This window comes from Paenarthrobacter sp. NPDC090520 (assembly GCF_044769205.1).
Taxonomy (GTDB): domain Bacteria; phylum Actinomycetota; class Actinomycetes; order Actinomycetales; family Micrococcaceae; genus Arthrobacter.
The window spans coordinates 220007-237822 of record NZ_JBIVXM010000001.1 but is presented as its reverse complement, the minus strand read 5'-3'; the positions used below and the strand labels follow the sequence as shown (position 1 = coordinate 237822).

At 64.0% G+C, this 17816-nt stretch carries 17 protein-coding genes; 6 read left to right on the top strand and 11 right to left on the bottom strand.

The annotated features are described in order from the left end of the window. Positions 1 to 19: 19 nt before the first annotated feature. Positions 20 to 1648 (bottom strand): ABC transporter substrate-binding protein, encoded by a 1629-nt coding sequence (locus ACIQTZ_RS01205; RefSeq protein ID WP_400329822.1) that lies wholly within the window; start codon positions 1646 to 1648, stop codon positions 20 to 22. 319 nt (positions 1649 to 1967) lie between these two features. Between ACIQTZ_RS01205 and ACIQTZ_RS01200 the strand changes: the two genes are divergently transcribed. Beyond that, positions 1968 to 2795: a caspase domain-containing protein gene (locus ACIQTZ_RS01200; RefSeq protein ID WP_402976793.1), complete on the top strand. Its 828-nt coding sequence runs from the start codon at positions 1968 to 1970 to the stop codon at positions 2793 to 2795. A 25-nt stretch (positions 2796 to 2820) separates the two neighbouring features. On the opposite strand, the gene ACIQTZ_RS01195 is transcribed toward ACIQTZ_RS01200, so the two are convergent. Continuing rightward, positions 2821 to 4446: a hypothetical protein gene (locus tag ACIQTZ_RS01195; RefSeq protein ID WP_402976790.1), complete on the bottom strand. Its 1626-nt coding sequence runs from the start codon at positions 4444 to 4446 to the stop codon at positions 2821 to 2823. Between the two features lie 92 nt (positions 4447 to 4538). Further along, the gene (gene mnmA, locus ACIQTZ_RS01190) at positions 4539 to 5678 is read right to left on the bottom strand and encodes a tRNA 2-thiouridine(34) synthase MnmA (protein ID WP_402976787.1); all 1140 of its coding nucleotides are present in this window, start codon (positions 5676 to 5678) and stop codon (positions 4539 to 4541) included. Between the two features lie 165 nt (positions 5679 to 5843). Here mnmA and ACIQTZ_RS01185 point away from each other — a divergent pair, with 165 nt between their 5' ends. Then, entirely contained in the window at positions 5844 to 7097 is a 1254-nt protein-coding gene (locus ACIQTZ_RS01185) for an NAD(P)/FAD-dependent oxidoreductase (protein WP_402976784.1), read from the top strand. Positions 7098 to 7107: 10 nt separating this feature from the next. On the opposite strand, the gene ACIQTZ_RS01180 is transcribed toward ACIQTZ_RS01185, so the two are convergent. The 4 genes from ACIQTZ_RS01180 to ACIQTZ_RS01165 form a co-directional block, all read right to left on the bottom strand. After that, entirely contained in the window at positions 7108 to 8331 is a 1224-nt protein-coding gene (locus ACIQTZ_RS01180; protein ID WP_402943635.1) for a cysteine desulfurase family protein, read from the bottom strand. 26 nt (positions 8332 to 8357) lie between these two features. Beyond that, on the bottom strand, positions 8358 to 9038 hold the full coding sequence (locus tag ACIQTZ_RS01175) for a helix-turn-helix transcriptional regulator (protein ID WP_402976781.1): 681 nt from the start codon (positions 9036 to 9038) through the stop codon (positions 8358 to 8360). Between the two features lie 63 nt (positions 9039 to 9101). After that, complete coding sequence (locus ACIQTZ_RS01170; protein ID WP_402976778.1) at positions 9102 to 9779, bottom strand: hypothetical protein; 678 nt, start codon at positions 9777 to 9779, stop codon at positions 9102 to 9104. A gap of 45 nt (positions 9780 to 9824) precedes the next feature. Continuing rightward, a complete protein-coding gene (locus ACIQTZ_RS01165) occupies positions 9825 to 10748 on the bottom strand; it encodes a diacylglycerol/lipid kinase family protein (RefSeq protein WP_402976775.1) in 924 nt (307 codons plus the stop codon). A gap of 121 nt (positions 10749 to 10869) precedes the next feature. On the opposite strand from ACIQTZ_RS01165, the gene ACIQTZ_RS01160 reads away from it, so the two are divergent. From ACIQTZ_RS01160 to ACIQTZ_RS01145, 4 genes are all read left to right on the top strand, one after another. After that, the gene (locus ACIQTZ_RS01160) at positions 10870 to 11805 is read left to right on the top strand and encodes a J domain-containing protein (RefSeq protein ID WP_402943647.1); all 936 of its coding nucleotides are present in this window, start codon (positions 10870 to 10872) and stop codon (positions 11803 to 11805) included. A 45-nt stretch (positions 11806 to 11850) separates the two neighbouring features. Beyond that, positions 11851 to 12318: a tRNA (cytidine(34)-2'-O)-methyltransferase gene (locus tag ACIQTZ_RS01155; RefSeq protein WP_397322269.1), complete on the top strand. Its 468-nt coding sequence runs from the start codon at positions 11851 to 11853 to the stop codon at positions 12316 to 12318. A gap of 187 nt (positions 12319 to 12505) precedes the next feature. Next, positions 12506 to 13111 (top strand): ECF RNA polymerase sigma factor SigK, encoded by a 606-nt coding sequence (gene sigK / locus ACIQTZ_RS01150; protein WP_400329794.1) that lies wholly within the window; start codon positions 12506 to 12508, stop codon positions 13109 to 13111. Position 13112: 1 nt separating this feature from the next. Further along, a complete protein-coding gene (locus ACIQTZ_RS01145) occupies positions 13113 to 13964 on the top strand; it encodes an anti-sigma factor domain-containing protein (RefSeq protein ID WP_400329791.1) in 852 nt (283 codons plus the stop codon). 81 nt (positions 13965 to 14045) lie between these two features. Here the strand turns inward: ACIQTZ_RS01145 and ACIQTZ_RS01140 are convergent, their stop codons facing one another. The 4 genes from ACIQTZ_RS01140 to ACIQTZ_RS01125 form a co-directional block, all read right to left on the bottom strand. After that, positions 14046 to 15461 (bottom strand): gluconate:H+ symporter, encoded by a 1416-nt coding sequence (locus tag ACIQTZ_RS01140; RefSeq protein WP_402976772.1) that lies wholly within the window; start codon positions 15459 to 15461, stop codon positions 14046 to 14048. Then, positions 15458 to 16003 carry a gluconokinase gene (locus ACIQTZ_RS01135; protein WP_402976769.1) on the bottom strand — a complete coding sequence of 182 codons (546 nt, stop codon included), beginning with the start codon at positions 16001 to 16003 and terminating at the stop codon, positions 15458 to 15460. The genes ACIQTZ_RS01140 and ACIQTZ_RS01135 overlap by 4 nt, the downstream gene beginning before the upstream one ends. A 74-nt stretch (positions 16004 to 16077) precedes the next feature. After that, positions 16078 to 16857: a PIG-L deacetylase family protein gene (locus ACIQTZ_RS01130; protein ID WP_400329783.1), complete on the bottom strand. Its 780-nt coding sequence runs from the start codon at positions 16855 to 16857 to the stop codon at positions 16078 to 16080. Positions 16858 to 16861: 4 nt separating this feature from the next. Next, on the bottom strand, positions 16862 to 17815 hold the full coding sequence (locus ACIQTZ_RS01125) for an electron transfer flavoprotein subunit alpha/FixB family protein (RefSeq protein ID WP_402976766.1): 954 nt from the start codon (positions 17813 to 17815) through the stop codon (positions 16862 to 16864). Position 17816 lies beyond the last annotated feature (1 nt).

The window sequence follows — 17816 nt, the reverse complement described above, 5'->3', positions numbered from 1 at the left end:
TTTGGTCTTGGAGGAGTGGTTACTTGGAAATGGTTCCGAGACGGAACTTGAAGGAAGCATCCAGCGTCTTGTCGACGCCGTTCACGCCGCTTCCTGCGATGGCCACCTGCGCGCCCTGGAGCAGAGGCAGGGTGGAAATATCCTTGGCCAGGGCGTTCTGGACATCCTGGATGTCCTTTTCACGCTTGGACTTGTCCGACTCGGTCAGCTGCTTGCTGATGAGCTCGTTGACGGTGGCGTTGTTGTAGTGGTTCTTGAGGAAGCCGCCCTCGGGGAAGAACGGGGTCAGGTAGTTGTCCGCGTCGCTGAAGTCCGGGAACCAGCCGAACTGGAACAGCGGGTATTCGTCGGCGCGGCTGGCCTTGCTGTAGGTGACCCACTCGGTGGACTGCAGGTTGACCGTGAAGAGACCGGACTTCTCAAGTTGCTCCTTGATCATGGCGTACTCGTCGCCGGAGGAGCTGCCGTAGTGGTCCGGGTTGTACTGCAGGTTCAACGCAACCTTGTCCGTGATTCCCGCGTCGGTGAGGACCTTCTTGGCCTTGTCCAGGCTTGGCTTGCCGTTGTCGCCATAGGCGTCCTTGAAGGACTCGTTAGCGCCGAGGAAGCCATTCGGAACGTTCGAGTACAACGGCAGGTATGTGCCCTTGTAGACCTGGTCCGCAATCGCCTGCCGGTCCACGAGGTTGGCGATGGCCTGGCGTACTGCCGTGGCCTTCGCGGGGTCAGCCCCGGCAGCCTTCGTTCCGAACGGCATTGTGTCGAAGTTGAAGGTGATGTAGCGGATCTCGCCGCCCGGGCCAGTGAGGACCTTGACCTTGGAATCCTTCTTGAGGTCGTCGACGTCGGTCGCGGTAAGGCTGCGGAAGGCGACGTCGATGTTGCCCTGCTGGATGTCCAGCTTCAGGTTGGTAGTGCTCGCGTAGTACTTGATGGTCGCTTCGTCATTGGCCGGCTTGCCCAGGACGCCCTGGTAGTCAGGGAACGCCTTGAAGCTGACCAGCTCGTTCTTCTTGTAGCTGTCGATCGTGTATTGACCGTAGAAGGCCTTGGCCTTGATGATGTCGTCGTCCGAAAGGAGCTTGTCCGCCGGGAAGACTTCGTCGTCAACGATCGGCGCAGCGGGGCTGCTGAGGATCTGGGAGAACGTCTGGTCGTTGGCCTGCTTGAGCTTGAACACGACGGTGGTGGCATCCGGCGCCGTCACGCTCTCGATGTTCGTCAGCAGCGATGCGGGACCTGCGGGATCGTTGATGGCCACCTGGCGATCGAAGGAGAACTTTACGTCCTTTGAGTCGAGGGTGTGCCCGTTGGCCCACTTCAGGTTTGGCTTGAGCTTGACGGTGTACTCGGTGGGTGCCGTGAACGACGACGATTCCGCCAGGTCCGGCACCGGCTCGGCCCCGCCCGGCTTCGAATTCAGCAGGAAGGAGTAGATCTGGTTCATCACCATGAATGAACCGTTGTCGTAGGACCCCGCGGGGTCAAGGGCAGTGACTTTGTCGGTGGTGCCGTAGGCGACGGGTCCGGCAGCAGCCGGCGCGGAGGAGCTCCCGCCGCCCGAGGGCCCGGTGCATGCCGTCAACGCCAGTGCGGAAACGCCCGCGAGCGCGATAACGCCGTGCAGGGCCTTCTTCTTCAGTGCCATCTGGTGAACCTTCTGTTCGATGGATTCGGCGCGCCGCCGTCGGATATTTGTGACGGCGCACACATTTGATTCCACGATTCAATCAGACTTCGACGGTGCGGAACCCCCGATACGGGGATTCGAGACACAAAATTTACCAACTAGTAGCTTCCGCCGATCGTTAAAGCCCATTGCCCGCGCCCCTGCCCCGGAATATCTTTAGTGTCGAGTTGGCAAGCGCTGTGCCACGGCATCAATGGGCCACGTGGACAGTATCCGGGCGGTGGTTTGCGGGGCCGCCACGATGGGGAATGCAGCACCGAGTCCGAAGGACAGCCACATGAGCAAGTCAGCCCTTTGCGTAGGGATCAACAAATTCAAGTTCCTGCCTCAATCCAGCTGGCTCCAGGGCTGCGTCAACGACGCAGAAGACCTGTCCACGCTCCTGGCTGAGAAGTACGGTTTCGCAGCGTCTGACATCACCGTGCTCAGAGACGCCAAGGCCACCAAGAAAGCCGTCATGGCAGGACTCAGCAAACTTGTTGAGGCGGCCACGACCGGAAAGGCAGACCATCTGGTCTTCACCTTCTCCAGCCATGGAACCCAGATTCCGGACACCAACGGCGATGAGGCCGATCGGCTGGACGAGGCTTTTGCCTGCTACGACATCAACAACACGGGGGACGCGTGGGATCCTGCCACCGTCATCGCCGATGACGAACTGGCGGACGTGTTCGCCAGCCTGCCCGACGGCATCCGCATGGATGTTGTCCTTGATACCTGCCACAGCGGCACCGGCCTGAAATCGCTGGACCTGGTTCCTGGACGCCGACCCCGCTTCCTCCCGGCGCCCACGCCCCGGGCCGTCATCGCCACTGAGTTCAACGATTCGCGCACGTTGCGGGACATGGTCAAGTCAGCCAAGCTGTCCAAACCCGTGCTGATGGCGGCCTGCCGTTCGGACCAGACTGCCGCCGATGCCTTGATCGACGGGCGTTACAACGGCGCCTTCACCTACCACTTCGTCAAATCCCTGAGGAGTGACGCCACGCTTGGCCGCGCAGAGATCCTCAAGCTCGTCAGCAAGGGCCTCAAGGCCGGCAACTTCGATCAAGTCGCCCAGTTGGAAGGTACGACGGCGGCACGCAAGGCCGCGTGGGGCAGCTGACGGCGGCCCGTCCCCGGCTCGGGGCTCAGTCCCCCGTGCCGTGGAACTTGTTCCGCACTCCCGACGATGCGGCTTCCTCGGCGTCCCGTTGCACATCGGATCGGAAGTGGAGCGTTTGCCTGTCCCGATCCATCACGGGTTTGAGGGCGGCGTAAACGAGCCTCCCACCGGCGTCGAACCTCAAGAGGCCGCCACCACGGATGTCCACGTAATCCCGGCGCGTCTTCAACCCCAGGCGAACGTAAGCCTCCCGCCGGCTCATCCGCACTGTCTGGATGAAGGAGGCACCGATCTCGGAGATGATGAAACCGTCCGGCGAAACCCGTTCGGAGGTCCGCACCCGCGTTGAGCTCAAAGGCGTCCGGCGTTCCAGCCGCGCGGCATCGAGCAGCCGCGGGTTCTCCCACACGAACCGCTGGACTTCCTGCGGATCAGAGCCAAGGGCCGACAGCCGGATCGGGTATCGCAGGCCCTGGTAGTTGTCCACTCCGCTGATGTTGTTCAGGGACACCCTTCGAACGCCGATCGCCGAGAACTCGGCCTGCAGCGTCTCCCGGTACCCGTACGGATCTTCCGGGACCATGTCCAGGTCCGCGGCTATGATTCCGCGCAGGAGGTCGCGCCAGCCAACGTCCACCGGTGGCATGTACGACAGGCCACGGATCACCATGCGCAGGACCCGGGTTGCCACGATGGATCCCGATTCGGCTTTCTGCTGCAGGCTTTGGTTGTCGCCGAATCGGGCGTTCCGTTCGGACCAGAGCTTGTGGACAGCCCGAAGGACCGCGCCCACCACCACGGCCCCGCGCGCGTGCGGCTCCTCCAACTCCTGCCAGTCCTCGGGAACCGCTCCCACGAAGGGTTCCCGCAACGGACCGCGGGCGAAGAGGTCCCGGGCGAAGTCGAACAGCGAGCGCTGCAGCACGGCGTCGTCCACCACCTGCCCTGCTTCAAACCGGCCGGCCGCTGCTTCCAGTTGCCGGTACACCACTTCCCAGGAGGAAAACACCTGCAGTATGGCCACCAGATCCGCGAGTGCTTCGTGGAGGGCAAGTTGTTCGATGGTGGCGAGCTGGTCCGCCCAGGCCGGCCGGAATCCGTCCAGGATGGCGTGGGTGACTTCGTGGGCCACGATGTCCCGGAACAATGCCGTGGGAACCTTGTACCCCATGCGGTCCACTGATCCGAAGCGGATGATATTGGTGCCGCGCTCGTAGCCGGTGTCCGTCGCAGTCACCAGGTCCCTGGCCTTGAGGACAACCCGGCCCTCGGGATTCCAGGGCATGCGGCGTCCCAGGGTGGATTCGAAGACGTCCAGCGTGCTCATGGCCACGCCGTAGACATGTTGCGCCAGGAACCTGGTGTCGTCCAACAACGCCCTGAGTTCTGCCGGCGGCGGTTCGGAAACAAGCTGCCACGGATCGCCGTGGCTGGTCAGGGTCACTGGAGACACAGTGGTACCCCGCCACTTCCTGATGTGCACCGCATAACGGTGGCCGGTAGGGCCGCGCCGGAGCCGCTCCACCGGAATACGGACCTGCGCGGTCAACGGTGGTCCGCCGTCGGTCCCAAGGGGCCCTTCGGCCAAAACAGTCACCGAGACCATCTGCCCGGCCTTGATGTCTCCCGGGCTCTTCTTTGGAAATGCCACAGTCATCGCCGTCCCGAATGCGGACCCCACAACACCGCAGCGGTTCAGCTGCTTAGGCCAGTATGCGGGTCCTGCCATACGGAGGCAATGATCTAGAGGGCTGCCCTCTGCAGCGACCGGGCCGCGTCAATGGTCGCCTGGCCGAGCACCCTGCTGCCTTGGTACAGGACCACGGTCTGCCCGGGGGCGACGCCCCTGAGGGAATCCTCCAAGGTGACTACCAGCCCGGCCCGCTCCACGCCGTCCCCGTCCACCACTTTCTCAACCCGGGCAGTGGCGGGAACGGGGTCGCCGTGTGCCCGCACCTGGGCGTAGCAATCGAAATCGGCGCCCGTGGACACTTCCGCAATGGGCAGGCCCGCCCACGAAACCTTGATGCCGCGGATTTCGTCGATGGCGAGCAACGCCTCCGGACCCACCACCACCTTGTTTTCCTTGGGTCGGATTTCCAACACGAAGCGGGGCTTGCCATCCGCGGCGGGGCGCCCGAGCTTGAGCCCGCGACGCTGGCCAACCGTGAAGGCGTTCGCGCCGGGGTGTTCGCCTACCTTCGTGCCAGTCTCATCGACGATGTCGCCGGTGGTCATCTCGATCTTCTCGGCCAACCAACCCCGGGTGTCGCCGTCGGAAATGAAGCAAATATCGTGGCTGTCCGGCTTGTTGGCAACCGACAGCCCGCGACGCTCCGCTTCCGCGCGGACTTCGGCCTTGGACGGGGTGTCCGCCAGCGGGAACATGGAGTGCTTGAGCTGCTCGTGGGTCAGGACTCCGAGGACATAGCTCTGGTCCTTGGCCCAGTCGGCGGCGCGGTGAAGTTCGCGGTTGCCGTCCGCGTCCTCGATCACCTTGGCGTAATGACCCGTGCAGACGGCGTCAAAGCCCAAGGCAATGGCCTTCTCCAGCAAAGCTGCAAACTTGATGCGCTCGTTGCAGCGCATGCAGGGATTGGGCGTTCGTCCGGCCGCGTACTCGTCAATGAAGTCCTGGACGACGTCTTCCTTGAAGCGCTCCGAGAAGTCCCACACGTAGTAAGGGATTCCGAGGACATCGCAGGCACGCCACGCATCCCGGGAGTCCTCAATGGTGCAGCAGCCACGGCTACCGGTTCGGAGCGTTCCTGGCATGCGGGACAGCGCCAGATGCACTCCAACGACGTCGTGTCCGGCCTCAACGGCCCGGGCGGCTGCCACGGCGGAGTCGACTCCGCCGCTCATTGCTGCAAGTACTCGCATGCTGGCTTTCTGTGTGTCATGGATTGCTTCAGGGTTTCCGCCGCCAGTCAGACGGCGCGCCCATCCATTCTAGCCGAACACGCCATGGTGCCCTTAAATTCCCTTGACTGTGGGCACCGCCACTTCTAAAGTCAAGTTCATCAGTTTTAGAACGAGGCGATGCATATGGCAACGGAACGGATGGTCATAGTGGGCGGCGGGCTCGCCGGAGCCACTGCGGCAAAGACCCTGCGCACCGAAGGCTTCGAAGGTCCCGTCACTCTGGTGGCCGCTGAAGGCAGGATTCCCTACCTGCGCCCACCCCTGTCCAAGGAATTCCTCCTCGGGAAGGCGGAGGACGACGCCGTGGACGTGACACCTGGGGACTGGTACGCGGACAACGGTGTTGAGCTCCTCATGGACCACCCGGCAGCGGCGCTCGATGCAGCCGGGCACACAGTAACGCTCATGGACGGGAAAGACATCGAGTACGCCACGCTCCTGTTGGCCACGGGCGCCCAGCCCCGGCATATCCAGCTGCCGGGCAATGAACTTGAAGGCGTGATGACTTTCCGGACGTACCAGGACAGTGTCCGCTTGCGCTCATTGCTGCAAGGAGGCGGACAACGGGTGGTCATGGTTGGCTCCGGATGGATTGGCATGGAGTTGGCGGCCGCAGCGCGGAGTTATGGCAACGAAGTCTCCCTGCTTGGGCTCGAGGACGTGCCCCTCAGCGCTGCCATTGGCGCCCACTTGGGCGCACGGTTCCAAAAAGTCCACGAGGACCACGGTGTCGTATTCCACCTCCCGGCCAGCGCGGCCTCCATCGAGGGCCAGGACGGCCGCGTCTTATCCGTCCGCACCAACACAGGCATCTCCTTGCCCGCAGACATCGTCGTCATCGCCGTCGGCGTCGTTCCTGACACGGCACTCGCCGAGGCCGGAGGCCTTGAACTCCGGAATGGCATCCTGGTTGACGCCTCCCTTCGAAGCAGCGCGCCGGATGTCTTTGCGGCCGGAGACGTGGCGAATTCGCTGCACCCCTTCACTGGTGAGCACCACCGCAGTGAGCACTGGGCCAACGCCTTGAACGGTGGAAAGGTAGCAGCACGGTCCATGCTGGGGCAGGGCGCCGTCCTGGACGCTGTGCCCTATTTCTATACGGACCAGTTCAGCTTGAGCATGGAATATTCGGGGTTTCCCTCACTTGCCGCCAACGTGGACCCTGTGATCCGGGGCTCCCTTGAGGACGAAAGCTACATTGCTTTCTGGCTAAGGGACGGAGGGCAAGGAGCCCAGCAGGTGGTGGCCGGTATGAGCGTCAACCAGCGGCGGGTGCAGAAACCCATCAAGGCCCTGATTTCCGGCAGGCATCGCGTCGATGTCCATCGTCTGACCGATCCGGGCATCCCTTTGGAGGAATTCCTGCCTGGCGCCTAGTTTGCGCAATTCAGCGACCCGGGTTGCGGGCTTCCGTAGCGGCCGTCTGGATTCTCGATTCGTGCCCCGCCATGCCCGCTTGGCGCGCCCTCGCACAGGCTTCGGGAAGCGCCTTCAGCAGGGCGTCAACATCCGCTTCGGTGGACGCGTGGCCCAGCGTGAAGCGCTGCGCACCCCGCGCCTCATCTTCCTCCAGGCCCATGGCCAGGAGGACGTGGGATGGCCGGGGCACTCCCGCCGTGCATGCGGAGCCCGTGGAGGATTCCACGCCGGCCAGGTCCAAAAGGAACAACAGGGAATCGCCCTCGCACCCCGGGAAGGTGAAATGGGCATTCCCGGGGAGCCTGCCCTCGCCTCGCGCACCGCGAAGGACGGCCTCCGGGACCACTTCTCCAACGCCTGCAATCAACCGGTCGCGAAGGCCGGACAGCCGCTCAGACTCCGCGGCAAGGTTCCGCACCGCGCCGGCGGCAGCGGCCGCGAAGGCAGCTATGGCAGGTGTGTCCAGCGTTCCGGACCGGACGTCCCGCTCCTGTCCCCCGCCGTGTTGGACCGGGGTCAACGTCACGGCGCGTCCAAGGAAGAGCGCGCCAACACCCACAGGGCCGCCGATCTTATGCCCTGACACGGACATTGCTGCCAGCCCGGACGCACGGAAATCCACTGGCAAGGAACCGAAGGCCTGCACGGCATCGCTGTGCACCGGAACCCCATACGGCGCGGCCAACCCGACGATTTCCGCGACGGGCTGGACACTGCCTACTTCGTTGTTCGCCCACATGACAGTAATCAGGGCAACTGATTCCGGATCCCGGCTCAGCTCATGTTCCACGGCTTCCACATGGACGATGCCTTCACCGTCGACGGGCAGCCACACCACCTCGGCGCCTTCGTGGCGTTCGAGCCATTCCACGGTGTCAAGGACAGCATGGTGCTCGACGGCGGAACACAGGATCCGTCGGCGGCGCGGGTCCGCGTCATGCCGGGCCCAGTAGAGGCCCTTGACGGCAAGGTTGTCCGCCTCAGTGCCGCCCGAGGTGAAGATGACCTCGGATGGGTGGGCACCCGCAGCCGCAGCCAGCGTTTCGCGGGCGTCCTCGACGGTTCGGCGTGCGCGGCGCCCCGCGCCGTGCAGCGAGGAGGGGTTGCCGGTCCGCGCCAATTCGCGGGTCATGACAGCAAGGGCTTCGGCCGACATGCTGGTGGTTGCGGCGTGGTCAAGGTATACGGGCACCCTGCAATTCTACCGACGCTGCGCCCTCAAGCCCGGGCAGGAGCCTCGGCCTTGGCGATGCGGGCGCAGCAATGGCCCGGACCCTCATCCGGCACCACGCAGTCCGGGTCCTGTCCCGAGGCCGCAGCAGCACCCTTCAGGAAAGCCCCGTTCATGGTGCACACCACGTCCTGGTGGTTCCTCGAAAGCCGGTGGAACGGACAGTTCAGGAGACGGTACCCACCCTGATCTTCCGTGGGCTGGTATCCGATGTCTGTCAACGCGCCAAGGAAATCACCCTGCCGGCCGGCCTCGCCACCTTTGCGGCGGGCAACCGCCAAGAGGGCTTCCTTGACTGGAGTCCCTTCGTTGACGGATTCCGAAACGGCAGAGGCCAGGACATCTCCGGCCAGGTCATAGTGACGTTCCGGGATCGATGCGCTGACTTCGTCCATGGCAGCGAGGTAGAACTTCGCGGGCCTGCCCGAGCCGGGCCCGGCTTTGCCCGGGGCCTTCCGGAACTCGACCTTCAGCACACCTTCCTCCACCAAGCGGTCCAGGTGGAAGGACGCCGTGCTGCGGGGAAGGGCCATGGCCTCAGCCGCCTCATCCCGCCCCACCGCACCGCCGGCATCCAGGACATAGGCATACAGTGCCCGGCGGTTGCCGTCATCCAGCGCCGCGATGGCGGCGATTCTCCTGCTCCACGAAGGACCCGTCGTGCCCATGGGAACAGGATATCTCTAAAAACAAATCTCATTGATTATTTGAAGGGCTGCTTCCAGCAGCCGTCAGGACGGCGGAACGATGACCACCTGGGCTTGGACGTCTGCCTTCGCCTTGGCCAGGGCGGACGCATCCGGGCAGGCAATCGAGACATACACAGAGGACGCGGTGCCGCTGAACAGCCTGGCCATCACCGTGGCAGGTTTTCCTCCGGCGGTCGACGCCGACTCCAAGGCCAGAAGTTCCACGGAGCGCTGGGGTTTTTCTGAGTCCTGCCCCCAGCGCAGGGTGGCCGCCTTCAGCTTTTCCGGATCGATCCCGGCGTCGAGGTACTGGAACAGTGCCTTGGTGGAGGCAACATCGTCTCCGGGAACCACCAATGGACCCTGGTTGACCGTGATCCTGGCCAGCGCAACGCAGCCATCGGCTTTCGCGTAACGGTTCTCACCCTGCAGCCCCGCGTGGACCACCGACCATCCCGGAACCTCCTCAAGCCTGCTGGCATACGTGACCGGTTCTCCCGGCACCAGTGTTCCGCCAGCGGCGAGGGGAAGGTCCTTGGCCGCCACGGCGGCTGCATCGTGGCCAGGGGTGATGGTGGGCGTGGACAGGGTGGACCCTGCCGGTGAAGGCTTCGGAGCCGCAGGATCAGGTACGTTGACGCTGCATCCGGCCATCAGCAGACCGGTGGTTGCCACTGCCCCCAAGGCGAGCAGCCGCCGTCGAACGTTCTCTACCACCATTGCTCCTCACTCGCCGTCCCTGCCCGATCTGAGTCTACCGACGCGCTAGGCCAGGACACGCAATCCTCCCGGAACCACCTCAACCTCGACAGGCAGCTCCGCAATCCGCTCTCCATCGGCATAGGCGCGGACCCCGGTGGCCTCGAGCCGCACGCGCTTGGCACGTTGTATCTCTACCGCCGGATGTCCTGTGTGCCGGCCAGTAAAGACTTTGGGGAAGACCGCCAGGAAGGCCAATCGGGATAGCGGCTTGACCACGAAGAGGTCCAGTTCGCCGTCATCAGGAGCTGCGTCCGGAGTAATCCTCATGCCACCTCCGATCGATTGCCCGTTGGCAACGGACATCAACATGGCGCGCTGGTGCCACTGCCGGCCGTCCGCCGTGACCACATAGTCGATGGGCCGGAAGGAAGCCAGTTCCCGGATCATGGCCAGGTTGTACCGGTTCCTGCCGCGGGGCCAGCGCCAGGAATTGGCTCGTTCGTTCACGGCGGCATCAAAGCCTGCGGAAAGCACCCCGGCAAAATACGCGGTCCCGGAGGCAGACGTGGTCCGTGCCAGGTCAATCCGGCGACCACCCGCGCCCAACGCGTCAAGCAATACGCGACACGCCGCCGCGATGTCTTCGAGGGGCAGTCCCAGCGACCTGGCGACGTCGTTGCCGGTCCCAGCCGGGACGATGCCCAGGGGAACGTCGGTTCCGGCGAGCGCGTTCACGGCGAGATTGACCATGCCGTCCCCACCCACCACGACAAGGGCTTCGATGCCCGCATCGACCGCTTGGTTCACTCGCTTCCGCAGGGTTTCAAAGCTGACGTCCTGGAGCACGACGACGTCGGTACCGGCGGCGCGGAAAAAGGCGGCGGCCTGGTCCCCGGCGTTCGGGAGGCGGCCGAATGAAGCAGCCGGGTTGATGGCGAGGGCAAGCTTTCCGGGCCTGCGGCTGTTGGGCGGGGCCGGAGTGTTCACAGCAGGAATTATGCCAGCCGGGAACCACCGGGCCCCTTGCCAACGTTCATGGAGTGGCTGGATAAACTGGCACGTACCGCCCTCCCGGGGCGGACAACCGAACCTAGAGAAGGGCCCGTGCTTGGCCGAGGGCAGCAGTTCGCACTATCAAGTCCTTCGTGTGCCCGTCACTGCGACAGACAAAGAAATCAAGGTGGCCTACCGCAAGGCCGCGAGGAAGGCCCACCCCGATCACGGCGGCGAGGCTGAAGCGTTCCGTCGGGTGACCTTGGCCTACGAGACCCTGATCGATCCGAGGCGCCGCGCGGAATACGACCGCCGGTATGCAGCCGGGGCAACCGGAGGCTCCGTCCCCGGCCATGACGCAGGTCCCGGCGATCGCGGGCCGGCCACTGCCGCGGGTGTCAGGCGCCCCCAGCAGCAGCGCAACACCGCCGGCGACCCCGCCGTATACGTGCCACCGTTCGATGACCCCCATGACGTTCCCCTCATTTCCAAGGCGGAAGCCGCTTTGCAGGTCCATGGGATTCCCCGCAAACGCGGCATCTTTGGCGCGGAGGCCCGGATCCAGCGCGAACTGCGCACCGTGCAGCTCATTTCGCGGCAGGTCCTGTCGGCCATTCCGGCAGCACGCTTGGTGAACGGCCTGCGTTCCCCCTCGGATAACAGCCACATAGACCACGCCGTACTGTCCGGATACCGGCTTGCACTGGTCGGATCCATGCTGCTGCCCAAGGGTGCCTACGCCTGGAACGGCCATTCATTGCGCCATGGCGGCAGGACCATCGCGCCGCCGCAGCTTGGCCACATAGTCCGGCAGATGCAGGACATCTTTCCCGAATTGAACGTTACGGGGTGGGTTGTCCTGCACAGCCCTGACGGCAACCTGCACGAGCCAGTGATCGACCACTATGGGAAAGCCCCGGAGTCCGGCATTGAAGTGGTCAACGGCGCGGGCCTGGCCCGGGGCCTCAAGCAGTTCCTGAGTTCCGGTCCGGCGCCGAACACGGTGGTGGTACCTGTGCTGGCACGATTGTTGCGTGGCATGCATCAGTAACCCGCACCACCCGATTGCACGCCCCGGACTGGATAGGATGGACCAGTGTTCCGTATCCTCTTCCACACCCCAGAAATTCCAGGCAATACCGGCAATGCCATCCGCCTCGCCGCCATCACCGGCGCCGAACTGCACCTGGTGGAGCCACTCGGCTTCGACTTCTCCGATGCCAAGCTGCGCCGCGCAGGCTTGGACTACCACGACCTCGCTGTGGTCACGGTCCACAAGGATATCGACGCCGCCTGGGACGCCCTTCAGCCGGACCGGGTCTTTGCCTTCACATCGGACGGCGAAACGTCCTATACGGACATCGAGTACCGCGAAGGCGATGTGCTGATGTTCGGGCCTGAGTCCGTGGGCCTCCCGGCCTGGCTGAAGCAGGATCCGCATGTCACCGCACGGGTGCGGCTGCCGATGCTTCCTTCGCTTCGCTCGCTCAACCTTGCCAACGCAGCCTCCATCGCGGTCTTTGAGGCATGGCGCCAGAACGGCTTCGCCGGGGCCAAAATCTAACCCATCCATGCGGGCCGCCGCGCCGAATAACGGGTGCAGGAGAATTCCGGCCAAGGATTGCGGATGAGGAGCCCAAGTGAGTCTGTTGGAGAGACAGGTGGCTGTGGTGGTCAACCGCACGACTTCGCCCACCACGCCGGAGGGCCGTCCTGCCGCTTTCAAAGCCGACCACATATGCTGGACAGTAATGGACACCCCCAACACCCCCGGCCCCCCGGTCTTCGAGGCCGCTGGGCCCGCAACCGACCTGAACTCGCAGTTGTCAGGCCTCCTTGAGCTGATCGCTGCCGGAGACCAGCAAGCCTTCGCGGAATTTTACCGGCTGACCTCCAGGCGGGTTTTCGGCATGGCGAGGCGGGTGCTGATCGATCCCGAACTGAGCGAAGACGCAACCCAGGAAGTCTTCATGCAGGTCTGGCAAGGCGCAGCGAAGTTCGACCGCGGCGCAGGAACACCCTTGGCTTGGCTGATGACCATCGCACACCGCCGGGCCATCGACCGTGTCCGTGCCGTGCAGGCAGCCACGGACAGGGAAGCGCGCTACGGCGCTTCCAGCCAGGATCCCGACCGCGACGTGGTAGCCGAAGAAGCCGGAACCAACCTCGAAGCCGAGGCCGTGGGCCGCTGCTTGGGAACGTTGACCGAAACCCAGCAGGAGTCTGTCCGACTGGCCTACTACGGCGGCCTCACCTACCGCGAGGTTGCCGAACGGCTCGGCGCAGCCGTGCCCACCATCAAGTCGCGGATCCGGGACGGCCTCCTGCGCCTCAAGACGTGCTTGGGGGTGGGCTGAGATGAGTGAAAACACCGGTGGAGGATTTATCCGCAAAATGTTCGCGAACGACATCGCAACCGACCTTGCCGAGGGCCGGGTCCTCGAACTGGCCGAAATTTACGCCTTGGACGCCTTGACCGAGGAAGAGCGTGTCCTGATCGACGATTACGTCAGGGACGCACCCGAGGGCCCGGAGTTCCGGGAGAGAGTTCGCCAGGCACACGAAACGCTGGCCGTCAGCTTTGCACCGGAGGAAGAGCCCCCCGCTGCCTTGTTCGACTCCATCATGGACAAGATCGCGCAGTCCTCAACCGCAATGCCGTCCTCTGCGGAGCCTGTTGCTCCGTCCGCCGGAGAGCCGTCCGGAGGTGCGGCCGTCGCCGATCTCGCCAGTGCGCGGCTCAAGCGTAAGGAACGTCGCGGGATGGCAGGAGCGCGGGCATGGATCATCGGCGCTGCCGCCGCGGCCGCGATCGCGGTGGCAGGCGTCGGCGTCGGCGCCTATGTTTCTGCCCAGAACGATCCCATCAACCAGGTCCTGCAGGCACAGGACGTCCAGAAGAAGACTGCGGACGTTCCCGGAGGCGGCACCGCCACGATCTCCGCTTCCTCGGCAAAGGACTCGTTCGTGGTGCTCATGAACGGTGTGTCTCCTGCCCCGAGTGGCAAGGTCTATCAGTTGTGGACCCTACCGAAGGATGGTTCCGCGCCGGTTTCGCAGGGCACCATGGATGCCGAAAGCCTTTCAAAGCCTGCCGTTGTGAAGGGATTGTCATCGGCCTCATCGGTAGCCATCACGGTTGAGCCCGCGGGCGGATCCAAGGAGCCCACCTCCGCTCCTGTCGTGGTGGTTCCCTTGGGCGCCGCCTGAGTCCACCCGCGTTAAAGCCCGACGGCGGCCGTCCCAGCCACGGGACGGCCGCCGTCGTACTCTGCGTTGCGAAGGGCGTCGCTACAAAACGAGCGACAACAGCATCACGAAGCCGAAACCCACAACAGAGATCAGGGTCTCCATCACGGACCAGGTCTTGAAGGTTTGACCAACCGTCAGACCGAAGAGTTCCTTGACCAGCCAGAAGCCGGCGTCGTTCACGTGGGACAGGAACAGCGAGCCGGCACCGATCGCCAAAGCCAACAAGGCCGCGTGCGTCGGACTAAGGCTGCCTGCCAGGGGCGCCACGATTCCGGCGGCGGTCACGGTGGCCACTGTTGCCGATCCTGTGGCGAGGCGGAGCGCCACTGCGACGATGAAGCCCAGGACCAACACGGACATATTGGCACCTTCGGCCCATTTCTTGACGGCGTCCCCCACGCCCGCGCCGATCAGGGTCTGCTTGAAACCACCACCTGCACCCACGATCAGGAGGATGGCCGCGATCGGTCCCAGGCTGTCGCCAAGCTTGGCAGTGATCTTGCTGCCCGTGAAACCCACCGCGTACCCGAAGGTGACGATTGCCGCCAGCACGGCCAGCGTCATGGCAACAAGGGGCTGGCCCACGAAGTCGAAGAAGATCCTGATGGCCGGTGCAGTGGCAGCATCCGGCCAGATGATGCCGCCCAAGGCCTTCAACAGCATGAGGACCACAGGGAAGATGATGGTCAGCAGCGTTACAAGGAACGATGGCTGCCGTTTGACGTCGCTGAGGTCGGCACTGTGTTGGGTGTCGATGCCGCCGGCGACAGCGGGCGCGTCCACAGGTACCCATCGGGCAGCCAACCGGGAGAACAACGGACCACAAATAATCACCGTGGGGATCGCCACCAGGATGCCCAGGGCCAGGGTGGTCCCCAATTCGGCCTTCACGGCACTGATCGCGATCAGGGGTCCCGGGTGCGGCGGCACGAGTCCATGCAGCACCGACAGGCCGGCCAGGGCGGGGATGGCGATGCGCATCAGCTTCATCTGTGAACGCTGCGTCACCAGCACGATCACCGGGAGGAGGAGCACCAGGCCGATCTCGAAGAACATGGGCAGGCCGATGATGACCGCAACCAAGGTGATCATCCAGACCAGCTTGTTGCCGCTCGCCTTGGCGATGAGCGTGTCCACCACGCGGTTCGCTCCCCCGGAGTCGGCCAGGAGCTTGCCGAGCATCGCGCCCAAGGCAATCAGGAGCCCCACTTCCTTGAGGACCCCGCCCACGCCGTCTTCGAAGTTGGTGATGACCTTTCCGAGCTCAACGCCGGAGGCAAGGCCAACGAAGGCCGAACCCAGCACCAAGGCCAGGAAGGGGTGCAGTTTCAGTTTCGCGATCAGGACGACGATGAGCGCAATTCCCAGGGCCGCCACCACCAGGAGCTGTGTGTCGTGGCCGGTCCATCCCTGGACCTCTGCGGGCACCAGCGTTGCCGTCTTCAGCGCAATCATAGGGCAGTCGTTTCATTGCCCTTGGCGGCGGGCAGAAGCCCCAGCCGTTCGATCACTTCCTCCGCTTCCTCAGCGGGCGACGCCGAGACACACAGGGAGATGTAACTCTCCTCCTCGGTGGGCTCTTCGAGAGCCTCAAACTGGGATTCCAGGAGCGACGGCGGCATGAAATGGCCGTGGCGGGAGGCCAGGCGGTCCGAGATCTTGTCCTTGCTGCCTTGGAGGAACACAAAGACGACGCCTTCTCCGCGAAGCACGTCGCGGTACTTCTTCTTCAGGGCCGAGCACGTAATGATCGCCGGCGTTCCGCTTTCCGTGCGCTTCCGGATCCATGCGGCAATGATCTCGAGCCAAGGCCAACGGTCCTCGTCCGTGAGTGCCTGTCCGGAGTGCATCTTGGCTACGTTTGCCTCGGGGTGGAGATCGTCACCTTCGGCAAGGTCCCATCCGAGTTTTCCCGCCAGGACCCCGGCAACGGTTGATTTTCCCGAGCCGGAAACTCCCATGATTACAAGGACCGGCTGCTGTGCAGTCTTCGCCATCAAAGTCTGCCTTCCTCAAATAAATATGATTTAACCGAGGTCAAGCATATGGCAGGGGTTACAGGAGGGCAATACTAGAAGCCTGCGATGGTGGTGGAACCGTTGATCGCCACCACGTGGAACCTCTCCGCGCTCCGTCCTTCCGGAAGCCCTGCACGTTGTCCGTTGGCCAGCAGGTTTCCACGGACCACGCGCTCCATCCCCTCGATGTCCGGGTGCTGGCTCGCATGGATCCTGATGGCGTCCAGCTTGGCGTCAACGTGTTCAGTGATGTCTACTGCGTGATTCTCGAGGGCCTCCGGGCTGGAGATGAACCACAGCCACGGCAGCTTGAAAGCCCCCAGTCCGGCCTCTGCGAGTTCGGGGTAGGCGAAGGGGTTTTCCACGGCCGGGTAGACGGCGCGGGTCACGGCCTCTCCCGCTGCAAGGTGGTCCGGGTGGCTCTTCTGGATCCGGTCCCAGTTCCTTTCCGGATGCATGGTCAGCACAATATCCGGACGGATCTCGCGGATCAGCTTGACCACTTGCTTGATGACCTCGTGGGTGGGTTCCAGGTAGCCGTCACGTTCGTGGAGGTAGTGGATGTCATGCACGCCCACCAGCGCGGCCGCACGCTGCTGTTCTTCGGCCCGGAGCTCGATGATTCTTTCCCGGTCCACCGGATCGAAGCCACCGGCGTCGCCGTCGGTCATGATGCAGTAGCTGACCTGGACTCCCGCGGCAGTCCACGCAGCGATAGTCCCTGCCGCTCCAAAATCGATGTCGTCAGGATGGGCAGTAAAACAAAGCACCCGCTCAACACGCTCCGTGGAGGTGTTGAACGGGCTCTGTGCTGACGAAACGCCAGAAGTCAAAGGATCAGCCTTTCCGCTTCTTGATCTCGGCCGTAGCCTGCGGCAAGACCTTGAAGAGGTCCCCGATAATGCCGAAGTCCGCTATCTCGAACACGGGAGACTCGGCATCCTTGTTGACGGCAACAATGACCTTGGACGTCTGCATGCCGGCCTTTTGCTGGATGGCACCGGAAATACCAGCCGAAATGTAAAGCTGCGGCGAGACCGTCACACCGGTCTGGCCTACCTGCGCGTCGTGGCCGATCCAGCCCGCATCGGTCGCTGCGCGGGAAGCGCCGACTGCGGCGCCGAGCGCATCAGCCAACTCTTCGACAGGACCGAAGTCGCCGTCAACGCCTCGGCCGCCGGCCACCACGATGCGGGCTTCGCTCAATTCCGGGCGTCCGCTGACAGGCTTGTCCGACCGTGACGAGATCCGTGCAGAACCTGCCGCGGCGTCGCCAGGTACCTCCACCGTGGCCGTGGCGGGCGTTGCAGCAGCGGCCGCCGGCTCGGGTTCGACCGTGTTCGCCTTCACCGAGTACACGGACACAGGCGTGGTCGCCTTCGCCGTGGTGGTGTAGGAGCCTGCGAGGACGGACTTGTGCGCAGTGCCGTCCGCTTCCACGTCCACGACGTCCGTGATGACACCCGCGCTGAGCTTGATGCCGAGACGGCCGGCAATTTCCTTGGCCTCGGGCGAGTTCTCAAGCAGCACGGCGGTGGCACCGGAGGCTCCCACTGCCGCAGCCAGGTAGGCGGCCTTGGGTCCGGCAAGGTACTCGCCAAGATCGTCCGACGACGGCAGGAAGATCGTGGTGACGCCGTAGGCACCCAAGGCGCCGGCGACGTCGTCGGCCACGTCACCATTGATGGCGACGGCGGTCTCCCCCAGTTTCCGGGCAAGGGTCAGGAGCTCCAGGCTGCTCTTCTTGAGCGCAGCTCCGGGGTTGTCAATGAATACAAGTGCGTTTGCCATG